The sequence below is a fragment of the Streptomyces sp. NPDC079020 genome (assembly GCF_044542225.1).
GTDB lineage: Bacteria > Actinomycetota > Actinomycetes > Streptomycetales > Streptomycetaceae > Streptomyces.
Genome location: NZ_JBITUB010000008.1, coordinates 91,749 through 114,557, shown reverse-complemented (window position 1 = coordinate 114,557; position 22,809 = coordinate 91,749). Strand labels below are relative to the sequence as shown.

13 protein-coding genes are annotated in these 22,809 nt (G+C 71.5%); all 13 read right to left on the bottom strand.

Annotated features, from left to right (window positions below; all coding sequences use genetic code 11):
* Nucleotides 1-35: 35 nt before the first annotated feature.
* A complete protein-coding gene (locus ACIGJO_RS18520; protein ID WP_399959185.1) occupies nt 36-2,228 on the bottom strand; it encodes a hypothetical protein in 2,193 nt (730 codons plus the stop codon).
* Between the two features lie 22 nt (nt 2,229-2,250).
* Nucleotides 2,251-6,111: a putative baseplate assembly protein gene (locus tag ACIGJO_RS18515; RefSeq protein ID WP_399959183.1), complete on the bottom strand. Its 3,861-nt coding sequence runs from the start codon at nt 6,109-6,111 to the stop codon at nt 2,251-2,253.
* On the bottom strand, nt 6,108-9,326 hold the full coding sequence (locus tag ACIGJO_RS18510) for a putative baseplate assembly protein (RefSeq protein ID WP_399959181.1): 3,219 nt from the start codon (nt 9,324-9,326) through the stop codon (nt 6,108-6,110). Before ACIGJO_RS18510 ends, ACIGJO_RS18515 begins: the two co-directional genes overlap by 4 nt.
* Entirely contained in the window at nt 9,323-9,706 is a 384-nt protein-coding gene (locus ACIGJO_RS18505) for a GPW/gp25 family protein (RefSeq protein ID WP_399959179.1), read from the bottom strand. The genes ACIGJO_RS18510 and ACIGJO_RS18505 overlap by 4 nt, the downstream gene beginning before the upstream one ends.
* Entirely contained in the window at nt 9,703-10,047 is a 345-nt protein-coding gene (locus ACIGJO_RS18500; RefSeq protein WP_399959177.1) for a hypothetical protein, read from the bottom strand. The genes ACIGJO_RS18505 and ACIGJO_RS18500 overlap by 4 nt, the downstream gene beginning before the upstream one ends.
* Nucleotides 10,048-10,202: 155 nt before the next feature.
* Nucleotides 10,203-10,733, bottom strand: coding sequence for a phage baseplate assembly protein V (locus ACIGJO_RS18495; RefSeq protein ID WP_399959175.1), 531 nt, complete (start codon nt 10,731-10,733; stop codon nt 10,203-10,205).
* Nucleotides 10,734-10,778: 45 nt separating this feature from the next.
* Complete coding sequence (locus ACIGJO_RS18490; protein ID WP_399959172.1) at nt 10,779-11,918, bottom strand: hypothetical protein; 1,140 nt, start codon at nt 11,916-11,918, stop codon at nt 10,779-10,781.
* Nucleotides 11,911-12,294: a hypothetical protein gene (locus tag ACIGJO_RS18485; protein WP_351864956.1), complete on the bottom strand. Its 384-nt coding sequence runs from the start codon at nt 12,292-12,294 to the stop codon at nt 11,911-11,913. The genes ACIGJO_RS18490 and ACIGJO_RS18485 overlap by 8 nt, the downstream gene beginning before the upstream one ends.
* A gap of 9 nt (nt 12,295-12,303) precedes the next feature.
* Nucleotides 12,304-12,990, bottom strand: coding sequence for a hypothetical protein (locus ACIGJO_RS18480; protein WP_266931079.1), 687 nt, complete (start codon nt 12,988-12,990; stop codon nt 12,304-12,306).
* Complete coding sequence (locus ACIGJO_RS18475; RefSeq protein WP_399959169.1) at nt 12,987-13,688, bottom strand: hypothetical protein; 702 nt, start codon at nt 13,686-13,688, stop codon at nt 12,987-12,989. Before ACIGJO_RS18475 ends, ACIGJO_RS18480 begins: the two co-directional genes overlap by 4 nt.
* A 25-nt stretch (nt 13,689-13,713) precedes the next feature.
* Nucleotides 13,714-20,238: a DUF4157 domain-containing protein gene (locus ACIGJO_RS18470; RefSeq protein ID WP_399959167.1), complete on the bottom strand. Its 6,525-nt coding sequence runs from the start codon at nt 20,236-20,238 to the stop codon at nt 13,714-13,716.
* Entirely contained in the window at nt 20,235-20,588 is a 354-nt protein-coding gene (locus ACIGJO_RS18465) for a hypothetical protein (RefSeq protein ID WP_399959165.1), read from the bottom strand. Before ACIGJO_RS18465 ends, ACIGJO_RS18470 begins: the two co-directional genes overlap by 4 nt.
* On the bottom strand, nt 20,579-22,789 hold the full coding sequence (locus ACIGJO_RS18460) for an ATP-binding protein (protein ID WP_399959163.1): 2,211 nt from the start codon (nt 22,787-22,789) through the stop codon (nt 20,579-20,581). Before ACIGJO_RS18460 ends, ACIGJO_RS18465 begins: the two co-directional genes overlap by 10 nt.
* Between the last annotated feature and the right edge of the window lie 20 nt (nt 22,790-22,809).

Here is a 22,809-nt window from a genome sequence, read left to right as displayed (position 1 = left end):
GGGACGCCCGGTGCGCCCGGCCGCCCGGCGCCGGGTCAGGTGACGGGAAAGATCCCGGCGTCCGTGCCGGCCGGGGTGTACTCGGCGAGCCGTGCCCGCAGGCTGTCCTCGCGCTGCGGTTCGTACAGGTCGTGGAAGACGCCCATCTCCGAGCCGTCGTCGGCGCCCCGGCGGATCTGCCACGGACCGCCGTCCGCGAGCCGCCCGTACGCGGGGGTGCCGTACCGCTCGCCGCTCAGCAGCGGACGCACCTCCTCCGCACGGTCGGCCCCCACCAGGTCGGGCTGGCAGCGGTGCCGGCGCGGGGTGCGGGAGCCGGGCGGCACGTACGAGAACCGCAGACAGCCGATGCCCCGCCGCACCACCCGCAACTGCCCGGTGAAGACGCTGTTCTCGGCGATCTCCACGGCGTGCGTGTGCACCTCGCCGATGACCGTCGTGCGGTGGGCGTGCAGTACGGCGTGGGCGTGACGGCAGTCCGGGGCGGACAGGGCCGCCCGGTCGTGGCCGGTGGCGTCCAGGATGCTGTCGCGGAGGTGGATGGCCGGCGGATCGTGGCTGACCTCGTCGCCGATCACCTCGATCGTCCCGATGATGCTGTGGTCCACCGAGACGCACGCGGTGGTCCGGTCCAGGACGAGGCTCGGCTCCTCCGGGGAGTGCGGGTCGCACTCCGGCTCCAGCGACCAGCCGGGCACCAGGGTGCAGTGCCGCAGCACGACCGCGCCGACGGGACCGCTGACATGGAGCCCGCGCCCCGTGACGAGCAGCCCGTCCAGCACGACGCGGGGCGCGTCCCCGTGCCCGTGGGCGCCGGTGGGGCCGTTGTCCTCCCGCGCCCGGATGTTGAGGGCGTCGGGCCGGTTGCTGTACCAGTCGAGCAGCCGGATCACAGGGCGGCAGCCCTCGGCCGCGCGCACCTCCAGCCGGTCGCCGCGGTCGAGATCGAAGTCCAGCTGCTCCTGATAGGCGCCGCTGTGCGTGATCTCGATGATGCCCTCGGCCCCGCGGTGCCCCGCCGACAGGTCCGCGCGCCACCGCTCGTACGCGTCCATGATCCGCTGGAACGCCTGGCCCGGACCCACCCGGTAGATCCGGGCGGTGGGCGGGGTGACCCGCTCGCGCGGGTACTCGCCGCCGCCGATGTCGTCACCCGCGGCGTAGTGGTAGGTGACCCAGACCCCCTGCCGGGGTGCCGAACGGGACCCGAAGGCGATCCGCCCCAGCACCGGGTCGACGGCCACCGAGCCGAGCCTGGGCCGGTAGCGCCAGTCCGACAGGTCCGCCACGACGATGTCCGACATCGGCACCGGCTCGTCCTGGCCGTCCCGCCAGACGGTGAAGCTCTTGCCCGGCCCGTAGTAGTCCGCGAGCCGGTCGGAGAGCTGACGCCGCCTGATGAACGCGGGCACGTTGTCGATCGTCGCGAGATGCGTGGCCGAGGGCTCCGGCACCGGACGCGTCACCAGCGGGCTGTCGTTGCCCAGGATCGAGAACGTGTACAGGCTGCGGGCCCGGTCGACGCAGTACGCCGGTGCCCGGGTCACGTGGTACGGCTTGAGCCGCCACACGTACAGCCCGATCCCGGCGGGGGAGTGACCGCCGCTCCGGCGCGCCGAACCCGCCCTGCGTACGTCGGACGACCTGGCCATCACATCGAACGGACCGCCCGCCAGGTCCAGTTGGCCGCCCCGGCGGACATCGGCCAGCCGGCCCCGGGACAGCCTGCGGACGTCGGCGGACGGCGCCCCCGTCCCGTACAGCTTCACCGGCTGCTGCTGGGAGACCAGCCGGGAGAGCTCCACCGCCCTGGACGGCCACCCGGCGACCTCCCGCGCCAGCTCCTCCAGCAGTGCGAGGGTGCCCTTGCGGCGGCGGTTGGCGACCGTCGAGGCGACATCGCGGCGCGGCGCGAGCGCCTCGGCGAGCCGGGCGCGGGCCTCGGCGTCGCCCGGTCCGCCCCGCCCGCCGCCCAGTCCGGTGGCCCGGACCCGCTCGTAGCCGGGCAGCGGCCGGTAGCCCACCAGATCGCCGAGGTAGGGCAGCACCCAGGGCGCGGCCGTCTCCACGAAGAGGTCCTCGTAGCTCTGCTCGACCCCGTCGCGCACCCGGTCCGCCTGCTCGGCGATCACCGCGAGCAGTGCGCGCAGCGGCTCACCGCCCTCGGCGTCCCGCAGCCGGTGCCACTGCGGGAGCAGCTCCGCGAGCCCGTCCGGTTCCCTGCTCATGCGGCGCTCCCTTCCTGGGTGTTCATGCGGTGACCTCCGTCAGAATCAGCGTGTCCGGGACGTCCGGTGACAGCAGGACCAGCTGCGCGGGCCGGATGCCGCGGAAGACGAACACCGCGCGGCCCTTCGCGAGCGGCCGGGTGTCGGTGATGTCCGGGTTGAGGCGGAGCAGTTCGTCGAGTCCGATGCCGTACCGAGCGGCTACGGAGGTGAGCGTCTCGCCCTGCGGCGCGGTGACCCGGTGCACGTCCTCGTCGTAGGCCGCGAGCCGAGCCGCGACCGTCCGCCGCGGCTCGGCCAGGGACTCGCTGAGCGCGGGCAGGTCCTCGGGGGTGAAGGACGCGGGCACCCCGCCGAAGACGTCCACGTCCATATGGCCGACGCCGGGCACCGAGTGGGCCGTGGCCAGCACGTCCGACAGGTGCGCGGGGCTGCCCAGCTCGCGCCGGGCGGGGCCGAACCGGGCCAGCAGGGCCCGGCGCAGCCGGGGTTCGACCAGCTGCCAGCTGTGGTCGCGGGCCACCTCCACCTTCGCCGCGAGGAGCAGCAGGACCGGTTCGCGCACCTGCACCCGCACCGGCAGCCGGGAGTCGCCGTACCGGGCGAGCGAGGAGCGCAGCGCGGTGAGCACGTCGGAGTCCTCGGCGACCGGGATGTCCGCCACCCCGGCGACCGTCACATGCAGCAGCCGACGCCTGCCGTCGAAGACCTCGCGCGCCGCCGCCCGGCCGATCCCGGCCCGGGAGCGGGCGAAGTCCTCGTAGTCGGTGACCGACACCAGCCGGTCCAGCGCCGATACGGCGAGCGGGACCGTGGACCGGGTCAGGGCGGGGCCGTCCGCGTCCGCGCCGCCCGTCGCGGGCTGCGGATTGGTGACCCCGGTGACGCCCAGCGGCCGGGTGACCGCCTGGGTGATCCGGTCCGCCCGGACATTGGCGGCCCGGCCGGTCCCGAAGCGGTAGCGGGCCCGGACGTTCTCGTGGCCGGTGGGCAGCCGGGCGCCGTGCACCCCGTCGCCGAAGGTCACCGTCGTCCGGCCGCCCGACACCCCGCCGACGTAGACACGCTCGCGCGGTCCCCGCCCGGCGAGGCTGTCCACCTCGTGCCACAGCAGCCCGTCCACCCGCACTTCGAGGGCCGGGACGGCCCCCAGCGGGTTGTCGGCGGGCAGCCAGGTCAGCGGCGACTGCCACAGCGCGAACGTCTGGTTGGCCCGGTCCGCGTCCCCGCTGCCGATCGGCTCCTCCCGGCTCTCGCCATGGGTGGCCGCCACCACATTGCCCCGGACCCGCACGGTGGCCCGCCGGTAGCGGTGGACCAGATCCGTCGTCAGCGTCAGCCTGGTGTGCACATGGTCGCCGGGCACCAGCGGGTCCAGCACCTGCTCGACCTCCGCGACCGTCACCAGTTCGGTGCCGGGCACGGCGGGTACGTCCGCGCGCTCCCCGGACACGATCAGCTGCCGCCCCGGACGCAGTCCGTCGTACAGCTCGGCCAGCTCCAGCTCGTTGCCGTGCACGTCCTCGCCGAGCGGTTCCTCGGCGAGCCGCAGCGGCTGCCCGCCCGCGTGCACGGCCGTGTCGCGGATCGTGGAGAGCAGCACATCGTGCTCGTCGAGCCAGGGATCGGCCAGCGTCAGCTCCGTACCGCGGCCGGTGATGCCGAAGTCGGTGTACACGGCGGTGCGTACGGCGGTGACCCGGGTGGTGACGGACCGGAGATCCGGGTCGCCCGGAATGCCGTCCGGCCCCTCCGCCCCCTTGCGGGGACGCTCGATCGCGACCCAGCTGCCGACCGTGACCGAGTCCTGCACCGAGTCGAGGGCGATCACCCGCCGGTTCGCGGGCTCCGGCACCGAAGCGATGCCGATCACCACGTTCGCCGGTTCGCTGCCCACCGTGTAGCGGACGGTCAGCTCATAGCCGTCGTGCCGGACCTGCTCATGGTCGCCGGGCGCCAGACGCCACTCCTTGGGCTCGCCGTTGTGCACGACGACATGGACCCGGCCGTCCTCACCGGGACGGGACACGAACAGCGTCCGCTCGGGCAGCCCCTCGTGCAGCCGCGCGGTGACGCCGGGCTCCTGCGAGTCGGCGGGCCGCCGCTGGAGCCAGCTCAGATCGTGGTCCTGGGCGGCCCGTGCCGTCACCGTGACCCGGCCGGGGCCGAGCTCGAACGTCGTCTCCGCCGACAGGTCCTCCGACTGCTGGGCCGACGAACCGGTCTCCGTGTACTGGAACTCCGCCCGCACCGGGACCCGGCCCGCCGTGTCGAACACGACCCGCATCGTCGTCAGGGCCGAGCCGGTCAGCGGCCAGTCGGCCTGCCTGATCACCCGCCCCCGCGCGTCCTGCACCGGCCGCAGCGGCGCCATCGCCCCGAACGGGGACGTCGTCACCCGCAGCGCCTGCACCTCGTGGAGCAGCGCGGGCACGGTCGGCGCGGACTGCCGCCACGCCGGATACATCCCGTCGGCGATCCGCGGGTCGAGCGCCGCCAGCAGCCGCGCCCCCAGGTCCGGGCCCGGCGAGGCCAGCTGGTCCGCGCCGGAGCCCGGGGACCCGGCCCGCCCGGCAGCGCGTGAACCGGCGCGTGAACCGGTGTGCGAACCGGGGCGTACGACCCCGTCGCGCAGCGCCGGAAGCACCGCACCGAGCGCCCTCAGCGCCGCCGGAGCGGCCGGGAGCGCGCGGCGGAGCGCCTCGGGCGCGGGCCGCGACGGTTCCAGGCCGGCCGCCTGCGTGATCACTTCGCCGACCATCGCCTCCAACTGCTCGAACCAGGCGGCGACGTCCTCGTGCGCACGGGCCACGGCCTGCGCCTCGGCCAGCCGCTCGTGCGGCCCGGCCAGCCGTGCCGCGAGACGGGCGGGTGAGGCGATCGTGTCCAGGTCCGCCCGCAGCGGGGCCAGCACCTGGGTGTCGAACTCCTCGATGTACCGGCTGACCGGGCGCGGATTGGGGTTGTCGGGCGTGGGCTCGCCGTCCTCGACCGCCCGCTCGTCCTCCGTGATCCACTCCCGGAGCAGGTCCACCAGTTCGGCGAGGGTCGGCGGGGCGGACTGCTGGAGCACGATCCCCGTCACGTCCTCCTCGCGGTCGACTCGGAGCCGGGCGACGGTCCGGATCAGCCGCTTCCCCGGCTCCTGTCCGTCGAGGCCGTCCGGGCCGTCCGTCATGTCCTGCCCCGGGCCGTCCCGGCCGTCCGCCGCGCCCCGCTGTCCCTTGAAGACGAACAGCAGCCGGTCACCGGCCGTCAGCCCCGTCGCCGTGCCCGCGACCTGGATCTCCGGACGCCCGGTCAGATCCTCCTCGGTCAGCAGCGAGGGCCTGCGCCGGCGCACCGCCAGCTCGTTCCACGACGCGCGGGCCGTGAGATCGGCGGAGGTCTCGAAGACCTGCGACTCGTCCTCGGAGGTGAGCGGAACGCTGTTGCTGCGCGCCCCGCGCGGGATCACCACCTCCACGTCCGCGTCCCGCGGATCACGGTCCAGGGTGTACGCGAGATGGGTGTCGGCGGCGATCCCCGGCCGCGGCCGGTGCCCCACCAGCCGGCCGAGCAGCGCCAGCGAGCGGTGCTCGTTCGCGGTGCGCAGATACGCCTCGTCCACGATCCGCTCGGAGTGGAAGGTGAGCAGATCACCGACGACGGCCCAGGAGTCCAGCAGCCCGATCGCCGGATCGTCCGGGGTCCGGACCGTCAGCCCCCGCAGCGCCGGATGGGCGGGGGAGGCCAGCCGGTCCTTCATGGCCGCCAGGAACGAGCCGTACTCCCCGACCCGGTAGTCCAGGGCCGTGCGCCCCGGCGGGTTGTACAGGGGCGCGGGCGCCCGGCGCTCGTCATGTCCGCCGCAGCCGCAGCCGCAGTCGTACGCGCCGCTCATCGGGTACCTCCGGCGAGCTCGATGGTCAGCCGGCCGTTCTCGGGCCGGTCGGGGTCGTTGTCGCACCGTGCGACCTCCAGCGGGCCGAGCCGCAGCACGCCCGCCTCCAGGGCCGGATCACCGTCCCGGCCGTGCTCCGCGTCGCCGCCGCGCCCGGCGCCGTCGTCGCGGTCGGTCCCGTCGTCGAAGAGCCGCCGCAGCCGGGTCACCGTCACGCTCTCCACTCCCTGCACGGTGGCCGCCGCGGCCACCAGGGCGCTCAGCCGCACCGGCTCACCGAACACCAGCGCGTCGGGGTGGAAGAACCCGTACCGCCCGCCCGGCAGCCGCCCGCTGCCCAGCAGCCGGTACAGCTCGGCCAGGATCTGCCCGTGCTGATTACCGGGCGCCGCGCACACCGACAGAGCGATGTCCAGCGGGACGTTCCTGGCCGGGCCGACCACCAGGTCATGGCCGATTCGCCGGTAGCTCTCCAGCGCGTACGCCACCGCGTCGAGCAGCTCGGGCGCCGGCTCCCCGGCCCCCAGCGCGTCGACGGCGACATGCGCCTCCTGCACACTGCCCGTCCAGCGGATCTCCGCCGCCGCGCGCTGCACCCCCGGCAGCGCGGACGCCAGCGCCGCGTAGTCCTCCGCGGTCACCGCCCGCTGCCGGGTGCGCTTCAGACCGAGCGGGGCCAACTGGCGTACCTGTTCCAGCGGTTCGGGCTCCGTTCCTCCCATGGCGGGCAGCGGATTGCGTACCCCCGCCACCGGCATCGCCTCCCCGGAGTCCTCGGCCTCCGGACCGCGGTGCAGCACCAGATGGTTCACCGCCTCCGCACCGACATTGCCCGCCGTACCGCCGCCGAGCCGGTAGTGCAGGGCGAGCCGGGCGCCGGGGCCCGGCCGGGCACCATGACGGCCGTCGCCGAAGCGCAGCGCGATCCGCCCGTCGTCCTCCAGCTCACCGACCAGATGCCGGTCCCGGTGCCCGCTGGACAGCAGATCCCGGCGCGCCGTCCACACCGCCCCACCGTCCACCGCCGTCACCGAGGGCAGCGCGGCCCGCGGATCCTGGACCAGGGCCGCCGCGGGACCCCGCAGGACGGGCGCGTCCGGACGCAGCCCGGCAGCGTAGCCGGGCCCCCAGCTCCTGGCGATCTCCCAGGCGATGCCCGCGTCCAGCACCGAACCCGCCCGTGCCCGCGCCGTCAGCACATCGAGCCTGCGCAGCTTCGGCGCCAGCAGCCGAGGACTGCGGTGCAGCAGCTCCCGCAGCGCCCGGACCGGATGGAGATGCAGCTCCAGATGCTCCAGCACCCGCAGCCCGAAGAGCACGGTCAGCTCATCGATCTCCGCCTCCGCCAGTCCGTCGTGGTCACGGGCGCTGCGCCACAGCTCCACCAGCCGCTCCCGTACCCGTCCGGGCACGGCGGCCAGCCGGTCGGCCTGCCCGGCCGACACATGCTCCGGCAGCGGGAACGGTGCCGCCCGGACCACGGGCGAGCGCTGGAGCACCGGCCGGAAACGGGGCCGGATACCGGGATAGACGGTCTGCGCCAGCAGCGTCGCCAGCGCCTCCGCCTGCTCGTACGCCGTGCCCGGCACGACCTTCTCGCGCCGCCGCCCGGCCAGCTCCAGCCCGATCCCGGCGCGCGTCACCTCCGCCTCACCGGCGAGTGCGGACAGCTCACGCACCTGGTCGGCGGTCAACAGCCGTCCGTGCCGGGTCTGTTCCAGGCGGTCCACGAGGAGCCGGGCCGTCGCGTTGCCCGCGTCGGTGTCCCCGCAGTCGAAGCCCGAGGGCTCGCAGGAACCGAGCACGGCGGGCTCCGGCGGCACGGTCACCGTCTCCGGCGGCGCCCCCGCGAACGTCAGGGACCTGCCGTGGTCGACCAGGACCACATTGCCCCGCGCCACGCTCACGTCCGCCACCGGCTCACAGCCCGGCCCGCCCCGGGTCGACAGACACACCGGGAACGTCAGCGCGTCCTCGCGCGCCCAGGTGACCTCCAGCACCGGCTGCCCGGAGAGCCGGTCCACGCCCGGCGTGAGCGAGGTCAGCCGTACGGCCTGCCGGTGCGCCGGGTCGGCGTCGCCGGGCGTACCCGAACGCGCCCCGCGCACCTCCTCGATGACCAGCAGATCGCCCGGCGCCAGGGCCAGCGCCCGCACCGTGCACTTCTTGTCGGCCCACTCGTCGCGCAGCGTCGCCGACACCGCGCCCTTCGGCAGGGCGCACACCTCGTCGCCCCAGGTCCAGAACCGTACGGTGTTGTGCGCGGGCCGCAGCTCGGCCGGCTCCCCGGCCACCACCGGCTCGAAGACCTCCACCGAACCACGCTCGGCCAGCACCGCCAGATCGCGGTCCTCGATGACGGTGCCCATCTCGGGCCGGTCGCGCGGTCCCAGCGTACGGACATCGACGGCGGCGAACCGGAACGTCCCCGGCCGCAGCGTCATCCGCCTCGTCACCTCGACGGTGACCAGCGTCCGGGCGTTGCACCCGTCGTGCATCGGATAGTCGATCAGCCGTACGTGACGCCGCACCGACACCCGCCTGCGGGCGGTGTCCAGATACGCCTCGGTGGCCACCGCGTCCTGCTGATAGCTGATCCGGTCCGCCGTGTGCGCCAGCAGCTCGACGAGCGTGACACCGAGATCGGCCGGGTTGCGCTCCACCCACCCCGGCGTGGTCAGCGCCAGCCGGTCCAGCACGAGCCGGCGCACCGACTCGTAGTCGCGCGCCGTGTAGTCGATGACGGGCGCTTCGGTCCGGGGACCGGGGTCGCTGCCCGCCGCCCCGTCCACGCAGTCGAAGGGCGTCGGGCAGTCCGGCCGGAAGACGAACTCCACCCCGAAGTACCGCTGGTCGAAGCCCGGGAACGGCTCCGTACCCGGCCGCCCGTACGGATCTGTGTCCACCACCGACAGCCGGTAGCGCGAGGTGTCCCCGGTCCGGTCGACCGTCACGAGCAGCCGGTCGTCCAGCTCCGGGTCCTCCTCGCGCTCCACGGCCACCTCGACCGCCTCGATCCCGGTGATCCGGCGGCCCCCGTCGATCCGGATGTTCTCCGGGCACAGCCCGTGCGGCGCCTTGCCGAGAAACGTCACCGTCAGCGTCAGCCCGTCGTCACCGGCCTCCACCGCGTCCACGCCGCCGAGCCGCGCCGCACGCACCTTGCCGCGCCTGCCGTCCGTACGGCAGACCAACTCCCTGCTCGGGCTGCTCATGCGGGCCCGCTCCCTTCGAACACCTCGTCGCGCCGGCTCCCGGTGGAGCGCACCACGTAGCGCAGATACACCCGGACCACGTTCTCCTCGCTCACCACGTCCAGGGACTCCACCTCGATCAGCTCGCCCAGCCAGCGCTGGAGCGAGGCCTGCACCGACAGCTCCAGGGCCGAGGCCAGCTCGGGGCTGTTCGGTGTGAAGACCAGGTCCAGCAGCCCGCAGCCGAAGTCCGGCCGCATCACCCGCTCGCCCGGACTGGTGAACAGCAACTGCTCCACCAGATCGCGCACATGGTCGTCGTACGGGGCGTGCGCACCGCGCCCCCGCCGGTCGACGCGGAACGGGAACGCGATGTCGTCGCGTACGGTCCTCGCCCTCATACGCAGCTCACCCCCCGCGGCGTGGCCGCGACGGCCGGCGGCCCCTGCGGCACCAGTGCCGCGCTGAAGCACTGCGCCGCACTCGTGTGCAGCAGCACGGGCATGCCGTCGACGAGGACGCCGCCCGGCTGCGGGCTCCACCGGACGGTGGTGCACGGAAGCGGCACCCCGTCGACGGTGTGCGGGCACCCGTGCACGACGAAGACATCGGCGGCCGTGTGGACGGGCAGACCGTCCAGCCGCACGGCGGCGGGCTGCCCGGCGGTGGCGGAGGCCCGGCCGCCGTGCGGGCAGGTGAGCGTGGCGGCGGCGCTGACGATGGTCCCTGAGCGTGTGGACAAGAGTCCTCTCCCCGTCGTTCGTTCTCGTTGCGATCGGCTACGGCTACGGCTACGGCTACGGCTACGGGTATGGCCACGGCTACGGGTATGGCCACGGGTATGGCCACGGCCCACGGGTGGGGCGGCCACGGGTGTGGGGCAGGGTGCGGCTGCGGCTACGGCTTCTGGGGCACGACCAGCCGGCCGTCGTTGATGTTGACCTCGCCACCGGTCAGCACGACCGAGGCCCCCTGGCCGTTGGCGATCGTCACGCCCTTCTCGTCGAGCTGGATGTACGCCCCGCTCGCGGCCTGGAGCCGGATGCCCTGGCCCCCGTCCGGTACATCGCCCATCACGAACTTGTGCTGGTCGGAGGTCTGGATCACCACGTTCTGGTGAGCGGCGGAACCGGTCAGCGCGTCGGGCGGCACCTCCTGGCTGTCCCCGTACCAACACCCTGTCCAGATGGGGAAGCTGACCTCGCCCTGCTCGAACTCCACCCACACCCCGGCCCCGACGGCGGGCACCACGTACTGCCCCGACTGCGGCCCGGTGAACGGCAGACAGGGCATGGCCCAGGTGGACGTCTCGCTGCCCAGGACGTCCGGCACCTTGACCGTGACCCGCCCGATCCTCATCGGATCGTCATTGCTCACCACCCGCCCCCGGAACTTCCCGAGAAACCGGTTGTTCGGTCCTGCAGCCATCCGAAGCTCTCCTGGTCCGTTTCCGCTGTTGCGGGCTCTGCTGCCCTAGGGCCGTACGGTGTCGCCGCGGGCGATCAGCCCTTCGCGCGACAGCGTGAAGTTCTGCTGGTACGAACCGGGCCTGATGTTGTGCGTGACGGATCTGACGAAGTAGTCGCCGTCGTACGTCACTCCGGCGCCACGGACCCCGACCAGCTCGCGGGGGCGCAGGATGTACCCGTGCCGGTTCACGTCCAGGGACCCGGAACCGGAGATGGCGTCCGCCGACAGCGCGGCCCGTGCCAGCAGTTCGGCCTGCGCCTGCCCCGACTCCCGCTTCGCCGTACCGGACAGCGTGCGCCGCTTCAGCGCGGGTGTGGCCCGGCGGCCCAGCGGTGGGCGCAGCGGCCCGATGTCGGGCTGCGGCAGCAGTCGGCTGTCCCGGGTGGCCGGGTCCTGCACCCGGGCCTGCGGCTCCTCGCGGGCCGTCCCGTCGTACGCGAACGTCAACTGGTCCACCGTCGAGTTGACGTCCATGTTCACGTTGAGCGCGTGCTGCCGCTGCCCGATCCGGGCCTCCGGGCCCCACACGGCGACCGAGTGGCCGGGGCGTGGCCCCGGTTCCAGGTAGAAGGTGTACCCGTTGGCCCGCGCCAGCTCGTTCACGTAACTCAGATCGGTGCCCGACTGGTAGTCGACCCGGAGCCGCTCGTGCGGGGGCTGCTCGATCTTCTCCTGGAAGACATGGGGCTCGATGCCGTAGTCGGCGTACCGGGACAGGATGCGCGCGACGCGCCCCGAGGGCCGCAGATTGGGGTAGCGGTCGGTGCGCTCCTCCAGGTCCATCAGGAGGGTCAGATCCTCACCGGTCACGGTGAGGGTGGAGTGCCCCGGCTGATTGCTGGCGCCCACCTCCTGCCGCACGATCAGCCCGTCGAGCAGAACCCATGCGGTGCCCTTCACACTCACACTGAGAATCAACCGGGTCTTCGGATCGAAGAACCCCTCGGGCAGCAGTTGCCGGGACAGCGCACCCTGCTTGGTCAGGTCGAACGCCAGCTGGAACCCGCTGCGCTCACCGGCCGTCGCGGTGATCTGCGCCGACAGCAGCGCCTCGGTGACCTCCGGCGGAACGGGCCGGGTCAGCCGCGGCCCCGCCTCCAGCGTGATGTGGATGGGCCCGCCCCCCACGGGCTGATCAGACATACCGCGCCCCCGCCCCCGCTCCCGGGAAGCCCCCCGCGTGCGGGACCGCGATGACCCGCCCCGCCTCCTCGGTCAGCTCGTACGGATCCAGTACGGGATTGGCGTCGGCGATCTGCCACCACTGCCCCGGGTCCCCGAGGTAGTGCTGCGCCAGCAGATCGGGCCGCTCCCCGCTGCTGACGGTGTGCGGCGCGGTCTCGTCGTCCACGGCGTCGCTCAGCGGAGGCAGTAACCGCCGCTTGGTGTACCGCACTTCGGTCCCGTCGGCCATCCGGTGCACCCCGATCTCGGCGTCGTGGTACCGGCTGGAGCGCGGATAGGGGTGGGCGCCGGGAATGGCGTCCAGCGCGTTCTCGTACGGCTCGATGTCGGCCATGGCCTCGACTCAGCCCCTCCCCATGACGGTGTTGCCCCCGGCCAGCCCCAACGAGGCGAGCCCCCCACTGCGCGCGGCCCTGGCGAGCCGCTCCTTCTGCGCGAGATGTGCCATGTACAGATCGGCCCCGCGGTGCCCGGCCGGCAGATCGCTGACGCTGAGCACCTTCATGCCGATGCTGAGGCTCGCCCGGATCGGATTGAGGTTCACGTCGAACGCGGACTCGTTGATGGCCAGTTCGGTGATCCGCACGGGCATCACGCGCTTGCTGCCCCAGGTGAAGAGGGTCAGCGGCATCTCGATCGGGCTGATCTCGATGGTCCCCTTCTTGGACAGCCGGCTCGCCTCCCGGAGCTGCGCGGTGGTCGGATGCACGAGCATTTCGAGGGTGGCCAGCTCCGGATGGATGCCATCGGGTGCGGCCACCTCGAACTGATCGGTGGCATCGATCTCCGCGGTGAACTTCCAGGTCTCCTGAGCGGGCCCCTTGAGCCGAAGGGCCTCATTCCGGTCCCCGGACCCACTCCCGCCGCCGCCGGAGTCTCCGCTACCGCCTGCGGATTGGGGCGCGAGGGAGCGTTCGAGGGTGTCCGGGTTGAACTGGAGCACGATGATGCGCTGGGGCGTGCCGCGCTCGGGGTCGACGACGACTATGCCGGAGCGGATGGGCTTGGGGATGTCTGCGTAGCGGGTCACAGCCGGGCCTCCAGACGACTCATCAGCGGCGTGTAGTCGTACTGCTGAAATTCGGATGGGAAAACTCGAAGCATGCCCTTGAGATTTTCGACATGCGGGCGGAAGGCGTCACCGTGAAGAGGAATGTCAAGAAAGAGCAGCTGCCAACCGAAGGCTCCTTTGGTCATCCGTAATGTGTTCAGATATTCGCAGTAGCTGAGGTCCATTTCCAGAAAGCCTTGAGTGTTATTTTTTTCTTCATGCAAATATCTGTCCTGGTGCCAGATCTCCAACGTTTTCTTGTGTCGCTCGATTCGGATGAAGCTAGCTTCTCCTGTAGCTCGGGATGGAGCAGAGTCGATCATTCTGAGTTCGCCGAGCAGGAGGCGATCCCGGTCCGAGGCTACGTCGCTGTGCTGTGGTGCGGCATCGATGAGTGCCAAATACAGGTGAGGGAGGCTGAACTCCCCTGTCACTTCCCCCTCGGGGGTCGGGAGGGACCACTCGCAGGCGAGGGACTCGAACCGCAGGGCGCACTCCTTCAGCTCGGCGCTGAGCTCGACGCCTGCCCACTCGTCCTTTGTGTCTGATAGTGGGTCAAAATCATCCAGCGCAAACCAGACGTCCTGTTGCTCGGATGTTGCCTCGAACAACTTATTTCCTTCCAGCTCTCCGATTGATTCAATTTGCTGTTTCTCGCTTTGTGTCAGCTGTTCCATCGGGGGTGCTCGCTTTCGGATGCGCCTACGGGCGGTACTTGAGACGTCTCTCGATCTTCAGTTGACCAAGGCGAATCTTGAGCTTCTTCAACCTGAACCGCCTGCTGTGCGCTTGCAGGCGGCTGAGCAGGTCGACATCACCAGTGAAGTTCTTTTGTTGTCGAAGTATCAGGATGGCATTCGTCTGTGCCTTTGTTGTTTGCAGGACGAGCCTGAGCCTGTACTCATCCGTCTCGGTATTGACGTTGATCTTGGGGACATATCCTGGTTTCGGAGGTTTTTCCATGTTCGGGATTGAGACCGGATTGAGGCGGGTTTCCTGTCGGTCCCAGTGGTCCTCGCTCTCGCCGGTGCTTCCGGGCTTTTGTGTGTACCTGCCCCAGGCGGTGCTTAGCTGATTCGGGAATCCTGGAGGCAGAACGTTTCCATTGTTGGGGTACTCGGTGTCCGGCCCTTCTGCGTGGTACGAGATGTCGACCTGGTACCAGACGATTTTGTTTCCCGTCGATATTTCGGCGGCTGCAGGCGCTTCGGTTTCCCTGAGTTTCATGTTCTGATACTGCCTTGCCGGCACCAGATTCTGATTTTCGATGGTCCCGCCGAGTTCGCGTGGCAGTAGGTGTGTTCGGGCCCAGCGCTCGTTGTCCGTTGTGTTGCCTGTCAAATATCTGAACCCGATCGGTTCGATGGAGCGCTTCTTGGCCGAGACTCCTGTGGCCCCAAATTTCGCGTTCAGATACTGAGAAGTGAAATTGGAAGCCAGTGCGTTGTCTCGGAATTTTGGAGATTTTACTGGTGGTAGCTTCTTGTCTCGGTGGTTTTCGTCGAGCCAGTCGACCGGAATCGTCTTGTCGCCCTTGTCGAATCCGGCGTTGTCGAACCCCTCCTCCGGTGCCTCTGTGCCGCCGATAACTCTTCCGGTCGGGTTGATCCGCGCGGTGATCTGAAAGTTCGGTGGGTGATCCCGGGTAAGTGCAGAAAGGCGGTACCACTGCCGCATGGCGGCCAGGGCAGGGATGTGGCTCGCTCGCGGCACTCCATTCTTGAGTTTAGGCCGCTCGATGGCGCGGATTCGGGATATTGCATCGTTAAGTCTGTCCTGCTTGGCCTCGTTGGAGTTCTCCTGTTTCGTTCTTTGTTCCCTCTTTTTATCTCGGGTGGAATCCTTGGTCTTTCCGTCCCTTTCCTTTTCGTCCTTCGGCTTCTTCGGGTCCTTGGTCCCGTCCTTGCCCGGGGCGTCCTTGTCGCCGGGCTTGTCCTTGGGCTTGGTCGGGGCGCCCTTGTCGTCCTTCGGTTTGGCCGGGGTGTCCTTGTCGTCCTTCGGCTTCGTGGAGTCCTTGTCGTTGTCCTTCGGTTTGCCCGGGGTGTCGTCCTTCGGCTTGGGCTTCGTGTCCGGCTCGGTCTTCGGCTTGGCCGGGGGTTCCGCTTTCGGCTCGGACTGCGTGGTCGGCTCGGTCTTCGGCTTCGGCGGGGGATCCGCTTTTGGCTTGAGCTTCGGGGACGGGGTCGGGCGGGTGTTCGGCTTGTCGTCGTCCTTGTTCTTCGGCTGGCCGTTCTTGTCCTTGGACGTCGACGTGGGTGTGGACGTTGTCGTGGGCTTCTTGCCGTCTCCCGGGCCCGTCTTCGGCTTGCCGTTCGGGCCCGGCGTCGTGGACTTCGGCGTTGCCGTGGTCGGGCGGGCGTTCGGGGCCGCGGGTTTCGGGTCGGTGGACTTCGGGTCCTGGCCCTTCTTGTCGCCGACCTTGCCCTTGTCGCCGTTGCTTCCCTTGTCGTCCGAGCCGGCCGCACCCGGGCCCTTGTCGTTCCCCTTGTCGCCGCCCTTGCCGAGCTTCGCCGCGACGCCCTTGAGGCGTTTGCCGACCTTGGAGACGTACTTGCCGATGCCCGTCATCAGTGCCTGGTACAGGACTTCCAGCAGGGCGACGACGCCCGCCGCGACCGCCTTGGCGAAGAGGATTCCGGCGCCCCCGCTGCGTACGGCCTTCAGCCAGTCCAGCACCATGCCCAGCGCGCTCAGGATCGCGCTCAGCGCGCCCCAGGCCGTGCGGATGGCGTCGATGACGGCCATCACCCAGCCCGCGCCCGGGATCAGCTTGGCAACGATCTTCGTCATGACGAGTTCGCCGATGATCAGGGGGAGCTGGGGGACTACCGCGTCCCAGGCCTCCTTGACGATCTCTTCCATCGTGATGCCGCCCTTGAGCAGCTTGTCCAAGATGGCCTTCGGGACGCCGATGATTTCCTGGATCTTGTCGTTGAACCACTGCTTGACCGCGGCCTTGACCTCGCGGAAGAGGTGGTTCTTCGCCCCGTCCACCGCCGAGTTCTTCGCGCCGCCCAGCCAGCCGCCGGGGTCGGAGAGGAAGTCGACCGCGATGAGCATCCAGTCGCCGAGTGCGCTGAGCAGCTTCGAGGCGAAGTCCAGGACGGCCTTCACCGCGTCCACGACCGCCTTGACCACGGCGTCGAGCATCTTCTTGAGGAAGTCCAGGATGCTGCTCAGCAGCTTGCCGATGGCGTCCAGCAGATCCGTGACGATCTGCTTCAGCATCGTCGCGAGCTTGTTGACCAGGGCGATCGCGGCCTCGATCAGACCGGTGATGAACTTCCGGATGCTGTTGGCCAGTTCGATGATGGCCCGCACCATGGCCTTCGCGAACTCGATCAGATCGTTGATCAGGTTCTTGATCGCTTCGACGATGAACTTACGGGCCTCGTTGATCCAGCGCTCGACCGTTTCCTTGAAGTTCTTGATGAAGCCGACGACCGCGTCCCGCGCCGCCTTGATGACGCGGACGATCGCGTCCTTGATCTCGATGACCTTCTTCTTGATCCAGTCGAAGGCCTTGCTGACCCAGTTGCCCGACTGCTCGACGCTGTCGTCGCGTTCCTTCTCCGCGTCCTTCTCGGCCTTGGTGTTCTCGTCCTGGATCTTCTTGTCGCCGTCCTCCTTCTCCTTGGCGACGTCCTCGTCGGTCTTCTTCTCCTTGTCCTTGACGTCCGTGCGGACCTTCTCGTGCCGCTCGGTCTTCTTCGTGCCGAGGGTCTTGAGCTCGGCGTCCTGCTCCGTGCGCCAGTCGGCACGTTCGGCGTCGACATCGGCAAGCGCCTTCTCGCGCTCGCCCGCCTGGCTCTTGGTGTTGGTCGCGACCTCGGCGTCGACCTTGGCCTTGTGCTTCTGCTGGGAGTCGCGGAAGTCCTTGTCCTTGGTCTGCCGGCCCTCCGACATCCCCTTCTGGCCGTCGCTGAACGCGGCCTGGAACTCCGGCCCCTTTTCGTGCTCCGCCACCTCGGAGGCCGCCTCGGGGGGTACGGCTCCGGTGCCCGCGCCACCGTCCGGCGCAGCGCCCTTTCCGCCCTGGCCGCCGGGAACCTTCGCTGTCATCTGCTCCTTGGGAGCGTTGGGGTAGACCTGGTTCTCGCCCATCGGGCGACCGGCGTCGTCCTTGCCCGTCGCGACCGTTTCCTGGCCCTTGGTGTCGACGGCCGTGCCCTGTTCGCCCGCCGTCTGCTCGGCGGCGCCCTCCATCTCCACGCCCGGCGCGTTGCCCGCCTGGGCCTTCTTCAGCGCCTCGTCCTTGGTCGGCAGCCCGGCGAACTTGGCGGCCAGTTCCTGCGGGTCCACCACGGGTTTGTCGGCGCCGAAGGCGCTCGCGATCCCGTTCACGATCTTGCCGCCGATGAAGCCCAGGGCCATCTTGAACGTGTCCCAGCCGCCCGGCTCCTCGGCCTTCTCCGCCTCGATCTGGCCCTCGGGTTCCTTCTCGCCCTCGACCTCGGCCTTCTCGTCCTTCGGCGCCTCGGACTTCGCCGCCGGATCCTGGGAGTACTGGGCCGGCGCGTCGGACTTCGGCTTGCCCTGGAGCGTCTGCGGTGCGCCGGCCGGGCGCTGCATCGAGGGCGGCGCGGCCGCGAGGGACTTGTGCTCGTCGCCGACCGTCCGGTCCACAGAGCCGCTCACGCCGCTCATCGCCTGAAGTGCCTTGTGGGGCTTGAGCTTCGAGGCGGTGGTGAGGCCGGCTTCCGGTGCCACCCCGGAGAGGTTCGGTGCGGCTCCCGAATCCTTCTTGCCCTTGCCCTTGCCCGGGGCGGACGCCTTGGCGCCCCCGCCACCCCCGCCCCCGCCTCCGCCGCCGGGCGAACCCTTCGCGGCCGGTGCCGACTTGGACGCCGTGTTCTTGGGAGCGGCGGCGGCCTTCGCCGAGGTCGGGGCGTCGGCGGGCTTCGTGGGTTCCGGGGCGGCGGGAGTCCGCGGCGCCGGGCTCTCCGTACGGGATACGGGACCGGGCTGCGACGGGCCGCTGTCCTGTGACGCGCTCGGCGCGCCGCCCGACGTATCCACGTTGGACCCGCCGGAGACATGAGTGTCCCGTGCGGGGGAGGGGGACTGTGCGTCCGCCGCCGGTTCGCTGCGGCCCGCCGGAGCCGCGTCCGTCTTCTTCTGCTCCTCCTTGGCCGCGGGCTCCGGCGCCGCCGCGTTGCCCGCCACCGCCTGCGGCGAAGCCTTCTCCTGGGCGCCCGCCTGCGTCCCGCCTCCGGCCTGAGTGCCCTTCTCCTCCTTTGCCGCCGCCTCCTTGGCGTCGCTGCCCGCCTCGGACGTGCCCGGCGCCTCCTGCACCGTCGTCTGCGCGGCTACGGGCCCGGCCTTCGGGTCGTCCCCGCTCTTCGGGTCCTTCGACGTCGTCACCGGCCGCGCCTCGGCTGCCTGCTCCAGAGCGAGTCCCCCGAGCTGCCCGCCGGCCGGCCCGGCCTCGTCCGCCTCGGCCGAGGGCTCCGTACCGTCGGACGAACCGGCGCCGTTCTCCTCCGGTACGGCCTCCGCCGCCGCGTCCTCGGCGTCCTCCGCCTCCCGCTCGGCCCGCACCTGCTCGGCCTTCGTCACCGGGGGCGCGGGGAACGACGGAGCGCTCGCGGCGCCGGACGAGGACGGGTCCAGCTTGTCCGCGGTCGGTACGGCGGACACATCGAGGTCCTGCGCCGGAAGGAAGTCCTCCGGCTGGAGCTTGACGTCCCACGCGCTGTCCTGGCCGCCGCCGACCTCGACCTCCGACCCGCCGCCGGAGCCGAACGGGTCCTCGTCGGCCTTCTCCTCGGGGCCGTCGACATCCTGGTTGCGTACGCCGTCGAGCGTGCTGAAGGCACCGGGCAGCTGGGTGTCCTTGCCGGTCACGGACGCCGGGCCCGTGGGCTTGTCCGAGCCCCGCTTGTCCTCCGGCTTCAGCTGCCGGCCCGCCACGAGCGACTCGGTCGCGCCCGGCCGGTTCTTGGCGGCGGACTCCTCCTTGCTCGCCGCCGGGGCGCTCTGCTGTTCCCGGCCCTCCTGGCCTTCCTGCCCCGCTTGCCCCTCCCGGCCGCCTCCCGCCTTCTCGGAGGACTGCTTCCCGCCCCCCGACGACGCGGAGGAGGACGAGGACGAGGCTTCCTGCCGCGGCGCCGAGGCCGGGGCCGCGGCCTCCGCCTGCCCGCCCGCCGGTGCCTCCGGGGCCGTACCGACACCGGTGTTTCCGGGAGCCGCAATGCCCGGACCGGCCTCCGAAGCCTGTTCCCCGTCACCCTCCTGGGGCCTGCCCGTGTTCTCCGGCGTACTTCCGGGGGCGCCCTCGTCCTGCTCCTGTTCCTTCTCCGGACCGGGCGCCGCCGCGGGCTCCTCGGCCTCCGCCCGATCCTCCTCGTCCTCCCGGCGCGCGGTCTCGCGCTCGTACCACAGGGCCTGCGCCGGATCGCTCTCGGCGGTGGGGGCGTCGAGAGCGTCCCGCTCCAGGTCGTCGTACGCCTCTACCTCGTCGACCAGGTCGAGCACCCGCTCGTGCTCCGAACTGAGCAGCCTGGTCTCCAGCCGCTCCAGGACGTTGTCCTGCAACTCGTCGGGCAGCAGGGCCAGTTGCCTGCGGGTGCGCTTGGACCGGTCCTCAGGGTCGCCGCGCAGCGAGCGTACGACGGAGTTCGCCAGCCGCTCCACGAGCGTCGCAGGGTCGATCTGCTCCAGCCGGCTCCGGTCCGCGTCCACGGTCGCGTACCGCAGCCAGCCCGGCGTCGCCTGCCCCGCCCCGACCTCGGCCGCACTCTCCCCGGGCCCGGTCCCCGTCCGCCCGTCGGGGCGTACCGACGCCTGCGCCGCCGTCTCCGCCTCGCGCTCCATCGCCTGCTGCGGCAGGCTCACCGCGCCCAGGTCACGCCCGGCGCGCAGGGTGCCGAGACCGTGCGGGTTCTGCACCGTGTGCAGCAACTCGTGGGCCAGCAGGCGCTGTCCGTCGACCGTACCGGGGCGGTACGTCCCCTCGCGGAAGAAGATGTCCTGGCCGACCGCGACCGCGTCCGCGCCGAGCATCTCGGTGAGCGCGCCCGCGTCCGGATCGGTGTGCAGCCGCACCCGGCCGAAGTCGTGGCCGAGCTGCTCCTCCAGCTCCCGCCGTACGCTGAGGTCGAGCGGCTGGCCCGCACCGCTGACGATGTTCTTCGGCTCCGGCGCGTGCGAGGCCGCACGCTCCTTGCGCTTGCGCTGCTTGGCGGACTGGTCCGAACGCGACTCCTGCGAGTGGGACGTACTCATCGCGACGCCTCACCCCCGCCCGAGAGCCCCGCGTGCACCGCGCGGGCCAGCTCCTGCCCCAGCCGCCGGGCGGAGACCGTCGCGGGCAGCGGGGGCAGCCCCGCCAGGGACTCCAGCGCCTGCCCGCCGTCGGCGGCCAGCGGCACGCCCCGCTCCCGTACGAGCCTGCCCAACTCCGCCTGGAACGCCTCTGACACCCGCTCCGGGTCCACCCGGCCGAACCCGTCGAGAACCAGCTCGCCGATGTCGACCCGTACCGTTCCCTGCTGCGGCTCCCGACGCGGTGGCGGATGCGGTTCCTGACGCGGTGGCGGATACGGCTCGTCGCGTCGCTGCTCGTTCAGACCCATCCGTGCACCTCCGAGGGCGTCAGGGAACGGTCGAGCTTGAGGTACTCGGTACGGGCGGCCTCCAGCATGTGGCGCATCTGGAGCCGGTCGCCCTCCTCCGCCGCCAGGAACGCACCCGACAGCGCGATGTTGCGGATGGAGCCGCCCGCCACCGTCAGCCGGGCCAGCAGCTCCGGCTCGACGCCCTTCACCGGCGCCCGCGCGGGCAGCACCCGGCGCCAGATCTCGGCCCGCTCGCTCTCACCCGGGAACGGGAAGTCGACGACGAAGCGGATGCGGCGCATGAACGCCGTGTCCAGCGCCTGCTTCATGTTCGTCGTGAGGATCGCGAGCCCCCGGTACGCCTCCATCCGCATCAGCAGATAGCTGACTTCGAGGTTCGCGTACCGGTCGTGGCTGTCCTTGACCTCGCTGCGCTTGCCGAACAGCGCGTCCGCCTCGTCGAACAGCAGCAGCGCCCCGCCCTGCTCGGCGGCGTCGAACACCTTGCGGAGGTTCTTCTCGGTCTCGCCGATGTATTTGCTGACCACCTGCGACAGATCGATGATGAACAGGTCCAGGCCCAGCTCCCGCGCCATCACCTCGGCGGCCAGCGTCTTGCCCGTACCGGAGCCGCCCGCGAACAGCGCGGTGACCCCGAGGCCCCGGCGGAGCGTCTCGGCGAAGCCCCACTCCTGGTACACGGTCGGCCGCTGCCGCACATGCGCGACGATCTCCCGCAGCACCTTCAACTGCCGGTCCGCCAGCACCAGATCGCCCCAGCCCGCGTGCGGCTCGATCCGCCGGCCCAGCTCGTCCATGCCCATCCGGGCCTCGGTGAGCCCCGCCTGCCAGGCCAGTCCGGTCGCGTCGAGCGTGTCCTCACCGGGCAGGTCCCGGGCCACGGCCGCGCCCGCCGCGCGGACCAGGTGGGGCGGCAGCGAGAACTGGGCCACGAGGTCACGCAGATCGCCGGGCGACACCTCCGGTACGCCGGCGAACGCGTCCGTCCACACCCCGAGCTGCTCGTCCGCGTCCAGCGGTGGCACGGTGACCCGCTCCCCGCGCGGTCGGGCCGTCCGCCTGGGGTCGGGACTCGACACCACCAGCGGTACGGCGGCGCTCTCCACGAACGCGTCGGTGGCGGCGGCCTGTTCGCGGTCCAGGTCGCCGACCTCCACCAGCAGCGCCGCGGGCAGCAGGATCGCCTCGCGCTGCCACAGCCGGGCCAGCAGGTCCCGCGCACCCGGAGCGGACGGGACATCGGCGGCCGACATCTCGTACAGCCCGAGGCTCGAGCGGCGGGCCGCCACCGCCGCGATGTCCGCCCGCGTCCGCAGATCGCCGCCGACCAGCTCGACCCGGAGCGGCGCCCCGCGCCCCGCCCCCGCCCAGCCCGCCGCGACCCGGCTCGCCGCCAGGTCGTACGAGGCGGGCAGCACGTCCGGCACGGTGGTCCGGCGCAGCATCCCGTGCAACCGGGCGTCCAGGTAGGGCGAACCGGCCAGGAAGTGCAGGATCCGCTCGTCGAGCCGGAGCCGGGACGTGGTCAGCCGGGACTCGTCGTCCAGCTCGACGATGCGCCAGCGGCGCAGCGGGGCGACGGGGGTGAGGGCGCTCCAGTGCGGATCACCCAGCGCGGCGAGGGCGAGCGAGAAGGTGGGGTACGCCCGCTCCGGGTCCCCGCAGGCCGCGGCGCAGCGGGCGGCCGTGGTGGGCTCCAGCTCGGCCGCCGCCGTCAGCAGGACGATCTCGCGCTCGAACGGGCTGAGGCCGAAGCAGGCGACGAGGGCGTCGAGGGCGGCGGGGCCGGTGCCGCCGGGAGGCGTGGCCACGAGGTCAGTGGTGCCGGACGCCGTGTCCGGGACCGTGCCCGTGCCCGTGTCCGTGTCCGGGACCGGGGTGGGGGCGGACGCGGACACGGAGGTCGCTTCCGGGCGGCGGGTGGCGCGGGCGCGCCCGGCGTGGGCGTCCACCCGGGCGAGGACGGCGTGAACGGCCGTCGAGAGCGCACGCCCCTGCGCCGCCGCGTCCCGGCCCCTCTCGCCGGTCCCGCCGGAGCCCGCGCCCGCGTCCGCGCCTGTGGCTTCGCGGGTGTCAGCGCCGAAGTCCGTGTTGCCGTCTGTACGTGCGTCTGCGTCTGCGTCTGCGCCTGCCCCTGCCCCTGCGTCTGTGCCTGCGGCCTCGTCCTCGCTCCGGCCGCCGCTGTCGTACGTTCCCATGTCCTCACCCCCCGTGTTCC

Bases quoted from the DNA above. Each gene is read 5' to 3' on its own strand.
- ACIGJO_RS18495 (WP_399959175.1), bottom strand. From the start codon at position 10,733: ATGGCTGCAGGACCGAACAACCGGTTTCTCGGGAAGTTCCGGGGGCGG.
- ACIGJO_RS18505 (WP_399959179.1), bottom strand. From the start codon at position 9,706: ATGAGGGCGAGGACCGTACGCGACGACATCGCGTTCCCGTTCCGCGTC.
- ACIGJO_RS18485 (WP_351864956.1), bottom strand. From the start codon at position 12,294: ATGGCCGACATCGAGCCGTACGAGAACGCGCTGGACGCCATTCCCGGC.
- ACIGJO_RS18510 (WP_399959181.1), bottom strand. From the start codon at position 9,326: ATGAGCAGCCCGAGCAGGGAGTTGGTCTGCCGTACGGACGGCAGGCGC.
- ACIGJO_RS18475 (WP_399959169.1), bottom strand. From the start codon at position 13,688: ATGGAACAGCTGACACAAAGCGAGAAACAGCAAATTGAATCAATCGGA.
- ACIGJO_RS18465 (WP_399959165.1), bottom strand. From the start codon at position 20,588: ATGGGTCTGAACGAGCAGCGACGCGACGAGCCGTATCCGCCACCGCGT.
- ACIGJO_RS18460 (WP_399959163.1), bottom strand. From the start codon at position 22,789: ATGGGAACGTACGACAGCGGCGGCCGGAGCGAGGACGAGGCCGCAGGC.
- ACIGJO_RS18520 (WP_399959185.1), bottom strand. From the start codon at position 2,228: ATGAGCAGGGAACCGGACGGGCTCGCGGAGCTGCTCCCGCAGTGGCAC.
- ACIGJO_RS18490 (WP_399959172.1), bottom strand. From the start codon at position 11,918: ATGTCTGATCAGCCCGTGGGGGGCGGGCCCATCCACATCACGCTGGAG.
- ACIGJO_RS18470 (WP_399959167.1), bottom strand. From the start codon at position 20,238: ATGAGTACGTCCCACTCGCAGGAGTCGCGTTCGGACCAGTCCGCCAAG.
- ACIGJO_RS18515 (WP_399959183.1), bottom strand. From the start codon at position 6,111: ATGAGCGGCGCGTACGACTGCGGCTGCGGCTGCGGCGGACATGACGAG.